Origin of the sequence: Moorena sp. SIO3A2 (assembly GCF_010672265.1) — a bacterium.
GTDB classification, from domain to species: Bacteria; Cyanobacteriota; Cyanobacteriia; order Cyanobacteriales; family Coleofasciculaceae; genus Moorena; species Moorena producens.
In genome coordinates this window covers 1-5,034 of sequence record NZ_JAAHHC010000012.1, presented here as the reverse complement: position 1 = coordinate 5,034, position 5,034 = coordinate 1, and the positions used below count along the sequence as shown (strand labels likewise).

Annotated in this window: 3 protein-coding genes and 1 pseudogene; 1 reads left to right on the top strand and 3 read right to left on the bottom strand. The window is 41.1% G+C overall.

Annotated elements, in window-relative coordinates:
• From F6K64_RS16130 to F6K64_RS16120, 3 genes are all read right to left on the bottom strand, one after another.
• The coding region (locus tag F6K64_RS16130) for a non-ribosomal peptide synthetase (protein WP_287262771.1) at positions 1-2,863 on the bottom strand (2,863 nt) is incomplete at its 3' end.
• 108 nt (positions 2,864-2,971) lie between these two features.
• The gene (locus tag F6K64_RS16125) at positions 2,972-3,247 is read right to left on the bottom strand and encodes a hypothetical protein (protein ID WP_008191327.1); all 276 of its coding nucleotides are present in this window, start codon (positions 3,245-3,247) and stop codon (positions 2,972-2,974) included.
• A gap of 923 nt (positions 3,248-4,170) precedes the next feature.
• On the bottom strand, positions 4,171-4,380 hold the full coding sequence (locus F6K64_RS16120; protein WP_071986990.1) for a hypothetical protein: 210 nt from the start codon (positions 4,378-4,380) through the stop codon (positions 4,171-4,173).
• A gap of 261 nt (positions 4,381-4,641) precedes the next feature.
• Between F6K64_RS16120 and F6K64_RS38920 the strand changes: the two are divergent.
• Positions 4,642-4,890: pseudogene (locus F6K64_RS38920) on the top strand (hypothetical protein); the annotation flags it as partial.
• Positions 4,891-5,034: the final 144 nt, after the last annotated feature.

Here is a 5,034-nt window from a genome sequence, read left to right as displayed (position 1 = left end):
CGATGCGGAAACCCCTGATTTTAACTTGGTTATCGATGCGACCAATAAATTCGATGTTACCGTCTGGTAGATATCTCGCGAGATCTCCGGTTTTGTAGAGTCGTTCTGAAAAGGAACTAGAGAAGGGGTTGGGGATGAATCGCTCTTGGGTTAGTGCATCATTACCCATATACCCACGAGCCAAGTAAGGAGTACGAACATATATTTCTCCTATTTCTCCGATGCCAGCAAGCTGCTGTAAAGTATTTAAAATCAGTAACTGAGCATTGGAGATTCCTTTGCCTAAAGGCAGAGTATTTTTTGAACTTACCAGATGGTCTACGGGGTTAGGGATATAGAAATACCCCATTGCCTGAGGGGTTTCCGTCGCTCCATAGAAATTAACTATTCTCACACAGGGAGCTAGCTTGTACATTTTTGAAACATGGTCTTGAGTTAAGACATCTCCACCAAAAAATACATACCTCAAGCTATTAAGTGTGAGTTTGGTTTCAAAAAGCAGTTGTGCCATCGCTGGAGTCAGATGGGTAATGCTAACCTGTTGTTGCTCCATCCAACAAGCTAACTGACCGGGAGTTTCTATATCCTCAAGGTCAGGAATACATAAGGTAGCCCCCAGCCATAAGGGTGTCAATATATCTCTCAATAAGGGGTCATGGGCAAGTCCCGAGAGCATACTGAATCGGTCTGATTCGTGAAGTTCAAATGTCTGTGAGTGCCAATTGAGGAAATGAGCTAGGGGTCTGTGGGTGCCCTCGATCCCTTTTGGTTGACCAGTTGAGCCAGAGGTAAAAGCTATATAAGCTAAGTCATCTAGGTGAATGTTTACCTCTGGAGCATCAGTAGAAATTCCCTCTAAATTTAAGTCTGGGGTAATTTTAAGACAACAGCATAACTTATTTACTTCCTGTTGTAGTTCACCCTTAAGTGAATCTGTGGTAATCTCAAGGCAAGCGCGAGGTTTTCCAAGGCGAAGATAATTAATAAGACGAGCTACAGGATAAGCAGGATCGAGAATCATAAAAGCTGCACCGGCTTTGATGACTGCCAGTATTGCCCAAACTAAACAAGCGCTACGATCGCCTACTATGGCAACAACGTCTTGGTTTTTGATGCCCAATGCTAGCAAATAGTTGGCAAGTTGATTGGCACGGTTTGAAAGTTCGGTGTAGTTCCACTTGACCTGTTTATCGATAACAGCTAATTGTTGTGGAACCCTTGTTGCTTGTCGGTCAAATCGAGTATGGAAAGCATCAGACCATTCACAACTTAGTTTCTCCACTGGGTTGGGCAGCAAAGATTTAGCTTGGGGAGTGACTAAAGAAAAATCCGTGATCGTCTTTTGGGGATGTTGGATAATTTGTTTGAGTAAATGCTCGAATTGATGGAGCATTTCTCCCATTCTTGTGCCTGTAAACAAATCGGCATTGTAGAGTAATTTTAGTTGTATTTCCTGGTTTGATTCCGCTGCATACAGTGTTAAGTCAAATTTTGAATTAGCCGCTTCGCTTGTGTCAAATTGTTCGACTTTTAACCCTGGTAATTCCAGTTTTGTTTCTGACAAATTGAGCATGTTGAATAATACCTGGAACAGGGGGTTATAACTCAGCGAGCGCGAGGGTTGTAGTTCTTCAACTAGTTTCTCGAAAGGCACATCTTGATGAGCATAAGCATCTAAGGTTACTGAACGCACTCGTCTCAACAATTCCCGAAAACTGGGATTACCTGAGAGGTCAGTGCGTATCACCAACGTATTCACAAAAAAACCAATCAAAGGCTCAATCTCACGGCGATTGCGATTGGCTATGGGTGAACCAATTAAAATATCTTCTTGACCGCTGTAACGATGTAGTAAAGTCCCAAACGCCGCTAACAGAGTCATAAATAAGGTAGTACCACTATCTCGAGACAGGGTTTGTAACTTCTGGGTTAATTCAGTATTTAAACTAAAACTTTCAGTCCGACCCTGATAAGTTGGCGCAGTTGGGCGAGGGTAGTCAGTAGCTAACTGTAATAATTTGGGAGCACCCTCTAATTCCTGTTTCCAGTAATTAAGTTGGGTTTCTAGTATTTCTCCAGTTAACCATTGTCTTTGCCAAAGAGCAAAGTCAGCATATTGAATCGCTAATTCCGGTAACGGGGATGGTTCTGATGCAACAAAAGCTTGATATAAACTTGATAGTTCTTCGATTAATATCCCCATTGACCAACCATCAGAGACTATGTGGTGCATGGTCAGCACTAACACATACTCACTGCTGTCTAGTTGCCATAATTTACACCGGATTAATGGTGCTACCTCTAAGTCAAAGGGAGTTGTTGCTTCACGTTGTACTTTTTGCTTTAAGATAGTCTCCCGTTCTGGTTCTGGGTATTGTTGTAGGTCTACTACATTGATGTTGATGGTGCTGTGGGGGTGAATTACCTGTATTGGTTTGCCATTGATAGTCCGGAAACTTGTCCGTAGTACTTCGTGACGATTGATTATTTCTGATAAGGCTTGTTCTAGGACTAACACATTTAGGTTACCGGTGATTTCTAAAGCACCGTGCTCAATATAAGGAGCTTTTGACCCTTCAACTTGATCAATAAACCACAGTCGTTCTTGACTAAAAGATAGGGGTAATTTTTGGTCTCTAGGAATAGCTTTAATTGGTGGGTAATTAGTATTATTACCTTTACCAAGTTGTTGCAAAAAAACTATAATTTCTGCTTGACGTTCAGCTATTTTTTGGCGTAGCGCAGGGGTTAGAGTTCCTTTATTAACACGACAAAGGAGTTTTTCACCGTTGGTTGAGATATTAATGCCCTGGTTTTGAAGCCAAGATATAAATTCAACTATATTTACCTGGTTGTTATTCATAATTAAATCTCTATTATTTCTTCATCTATTGCCAGATGATCTGGAACTTGTAATACTCTATGAGCTACCTCTAGATACTCAGCTACATTCTTAAAGCCCATAAAAGCGCTAATCAACTCTAATCCAGAAGGGTATAACAGTAAAGCCCGTTCTCCTACCTAGCATTGATTGGAGATGGGCTGCGTACGCGAAGCGGTTCCAAAGGAACATCGCTGTTGCTTGTCTATCTAATTCCCCATAGGTAAGACTCCCTGATTCGGTTTCTCCGTTTTGCAGAAAGATATAGGCAAGCTGATTAGGCATAGCTTGCGATCTTTCGCTTAATAAATCAACTAAACTAAAAAAGTTTGACTCGCTATTGGGGAAAAAATTGACACAAGTCATTACTTAGCTACTCCCAATACAAGCAGTTCAAAAAATTCAGATACCAAGAATTCAACAATCAAGTTGTCAATCCACAGTAAAGCCAAAGAAGTAGTTGAATTCCAACGCTTACTCACGGCTCGTAACTTGGCTGAGTTTGTGCTCGAGCCAGGTGCTTATTAGGTCAGGGTATTCCCATTTTAACTAAGCGCGATCAGTGAGTGATTGTGCGTTGGAAGTCAGAGCACCGAATTAGATTATATAGTCATACCACATTATCGGGTAAGTTAATCGACAAATTTAGCTTTTAGTGATCAAGGTAGGGCTGGCAAATCCCTAGTATTCGTTATGCGATCGCCATTATTGCCAAGTCGTGAACGAACCATTGTTATTCTACTATAGACGAATGGCCAAAGTGTTAAAGTTTTAAACAAAACTTTACAAAAATCAGCCCATTTTTCCGATATTTATAGGGCTCTTCCGGAGTAACTATGCCGTTGTGTTAGTTAAAATAACGAAGGATTGGAAAGACTGGGAGGAGCCTCTGATGATACTAGAAAAACTCCCTTCGTAAGGTAACTATGACGGGGTTAAATACAAGGTAGTTTTTCGATTAGTTGATGCCGCCGATTGTGGCATTACTCAACAGCGGTAACGGGTGTTCATTGTTGGCATCATAAAAGAGTTAACTTTCCCTAAGTCTTTCCAAAAAAAAACCTTTTCTCGATAGCTTGTCGATTGGATTAAATTAAAAGCAAAAAAAATAGCCTAGGTGCGCTTTCCGTTGGCGAATTAAATTCGCCACGGGTCGCACCTGTAGATATTATTTATACGGCTATTTTAGTGCTGCAAACGCTATGTCATGTCTATCACTTTCCGAATCAATCCGGATCTGATCCTACCGGATCAGATCGGGGGGGAAACCCCCCCAGAAATTCAACCTATTAACCCCAATTTGAAGACTTGGTTGCAAAACTAATTACTTGCCCAGGAATCCCGGTCGGCTGCAAAGGGCTCCAGTCGGAAACATCTGCATACCCCAGTGCACAAAGACCGTAAATAGTATTGGTTACTGCTTCAGGAGAGCCCTTAATGCACTTAATACGTTGTTTCTTTGAATTATTGTCTTGATTCGGAATAAAGTCTTTAGACATGAGTAAAAAACTTAATTACGTTTACAGTGATTATTGTAATGATTATATATTTAATTGTCAAGGGTTTTGATATTTTTTTTTTGAGGTAATTTGATAATGAATTTCAAAAAAATATTCGCGTAGCGAACGTTATTGAAAAATCGGCTAATTAAAAGAGCTATATCAGCGCGCAATTACCGTCAATCGAATAACAAAGGGAATAGGAAACAGGGTGCATCTTTGGTTAAATCTTTGAGAATATACTGAGGTAGCAACAAGTCGATCTCTCAGGTCTTCCACTCTCAGATTTGGGCATTACAAAAAGGCGATTGGCCGTAGGCCACGCTACGCGATGAAGCGTTCGCAAAGCGTGGCCCAAAGGCCTCAGCTTCCGCTAAAAGCGATCGCTTTTATATTGGTGGCAAAACCAATCGTGCTTTGGTCACCTTTGAACGGGAATTGATTGAGATTTTAGAGCAGGTGGGTGAATCATCCCAGACCGTAGAACCTTTACTAGCTAAATCTGCTTAGAGCAATCCTAAATCATTTGGGTGCGGCTCTTTTAAAAGTACGGTAGACTAGATCTCAGTAAAACTGACAAATTAGTCAGAGTAATAGTTTGAGTCAATACCTCCTGGTGGGTGACCAGCTGAAAAAGTCAGCAGTAGTTCAGGA

Excerpts from the sequence above, each read along its gene's own strand:
- F6K64_RS16125 (WP_008191327.1), bottom strand. The coding sequence starts at position 3,247 with ATGACTTGTGTCAATTTTTTCCCCAATAGCGAGTCAAACTTTTTTAGT.
- F6K64_RS16120 (WP_071986990.1), bottom strand. The coding sequence starts at position 4,380 with ATGTCTAAAGACTTTATTCCGAATCAAGACAATAATTCAAAGAAACAA.